At 36.2% G+C, this 1,920-nt stretch carries 2 protein-coding genes; one reads left to right on the top strand and one right to left on the bottom strand.

The annotated features are described in order from the left end of the window. Nucleotides 1–9 precede the first annotated feature (9 nt). Entirely contained in the window at nt 10–630 is a 621-nt protein-coding gene (locus F6K15_RS37845) for a Uma2 family endonuclease (RefSeq protein WP_293071233.1), read from the top strand. 166 nt (nt 631–796) lie between these two features. On the opposite strand, the gene F6K15_RS37840 is transcribed toward F6K15_RS37845, so the two are convergent. Then, complete coding sequence (locus F6K15_RS37840; protein WP_293071231.1) at nt 797–1,804, bottom strand: hypothetical protein; 1,008 nt, start codon at nt 1,802–1,804, stop codon at nt 797–799. Nucleotides 1,805–1,920: the final 116 nt, after the last annotated feature.

The raw sequence follows: 1,920 nt of genomic DNA, 5'->3' as shown, positions 1-1,920 counted from the left end.
CTATTTTAGATGATTCTATTAAATGACTTATCCGAACGTCTCCAGATTGACGACCCGGAAGAACGTCATACCATTAGTCCGGTGAGTTGGTCACAATACGAAACATTATTGTCAGTTTTGGGGGATCGCTCCTCCTACCGTATCAGTTATTTAGATGGAGTTTTGGAAATCGTGGCCCCTAGTCGTCGGCATGAAAGTGGAAAAACCCGAATTGGAACGTTGTTAGAAATTTATTTTCTGGAAACTAACACAGAATACTTTCCCACAGGTTCCACAACTTTTAGTAAATCTGAACAGTCTGTGGGAGGGGAACCAGACGAGAGTTATTGTATTGGCACAGATAAAGAATTCCCCGATTTGGCCATTGAAGTCGTTGTCACGTCGGGTGGGATTAATAAGTTGGCTCTCTATCAACAACTAGGGATACAAGAAGTTTGGTTTTGGCAATTCGATCGCCTTGCTATTTACTATCTGCGACAAGATTCGGAGCAATTCACTGCTACCTTTGGTTATGAAGCTATTGATCGCAGTAAAGTTTTACCTGAATTAAACATCGAGTTATTAACCGAATGTATTCAGAATCCAAGTCCTCTTGCTGCTGCAAAAGCGTTTCGAGAAGGAATTTGTTAAGTTAAAGAAGGATTGCTGGAGACAGCAATATGAGTATATGGGGATTCAAACCCAAACCAACAACTAGATTCGGTAAGGGGTCTCCCGTTATAATCAGGCGATTTAACGGGAGAGAACTTCACATTCGTAGAGATGAGTTTACCCATTTGCAGTCGAGAAAAGGATATTATGCTACTTGAGGATTGGAAATTTTCTCGGGTTTATAAAATTTAGGAACATCTAAAGTTGGCTCTCCAAGTAATTCCATGAATCCCCATTGTTCTCTACCTGGTAGAAATTTAGCTTTAATTTCTACAAAGTAGCGTGAACCTTGTTTATCTTTCTCCAACTTAGGATTAAATCTAAACGGTTTTACTGGAGCATCCTTCCACAATACAGGGACATGATTAGCTCTAGTAATTTGTTTATTTAATTTCTCATTATCAAATTTTTTCTTTAATTGTGAGACGCGATCGCCTTTTCCTTTTCGGTTTCTGTGAATAGAAATTACAGGACATTTACAGACCGCTATAAACTGCCACAAACCTGACAGCTTGAACTCGTTAACCTTAAAATCTAAATGAGGAGTATCATTAGCTGCAATTATTGTAAAACCTAGTTTGGGGGGAGTATTTTTGTTAGGGAAATGTGTAAGGTAAGGATAAACAGTTACATACCTATTTTTGTCAGGATTGTAGTCTAGCCTGAGAAATTCTTTTACCTTGGGACTATTGTAAATTAATTGATAAGTTTTACCTTCTGAAATTAGATTGTAGTAAGCATCATTATCCTCATATCGCCTGACTATTCTGCCATACAAAGTTCCTATACCTTGAAAAGCATAATCTTGTTTTGGTGGTAGGCTTTCTTCTTCTTGATTTTCTAATTTTTCTTCTTCTTTAACTTCTGAAGTAGCTTCAATTTTAGATTCAGATTTAGGCTGTGATTTTGTCTGTTTTTTAGTTTCAGTTTTTTGCTGCTGATTTAATTGAAATGTTGTCTCTTTCTCTGAAGGTTTATCTACTTTTAAATCCTCAGCTTTAGTCGGATTTAATTTAGATTTTTCCTGCTCTAATTGCTTAGTTAAATTATCAATAATATCTTGAAAAGTTTTCTTTTGTACTTCGTTTTGTGCAGCATTAAGGAGCTGCTGCATTTTTTCTAAATTTTTTTCTAGGTCTGGAATAGACACCATATTCACTCTCTCCATTTTTTATGATTTTGCTCAACTATATATAGCTATTCTTTTGCCAAACAATAATGTGTAGCGACAAAAACGCCGTAACCATCTTGTTATTTATATTCTTCTTT

Origin of the sequence: Okeania sp. SIO2B3, assembly GCF_010672525.1 — a bacterium.
In the GTDB taxonomy this organism is placed as follows: Bacteria; Cyanobacteriota; Cyanobacteriia; order Cyanobacteriales; family Microcoleaceae; genus Okeania.
This window is presented reverse-complemented; position numbering and strand designations above follow the sequence as displayed.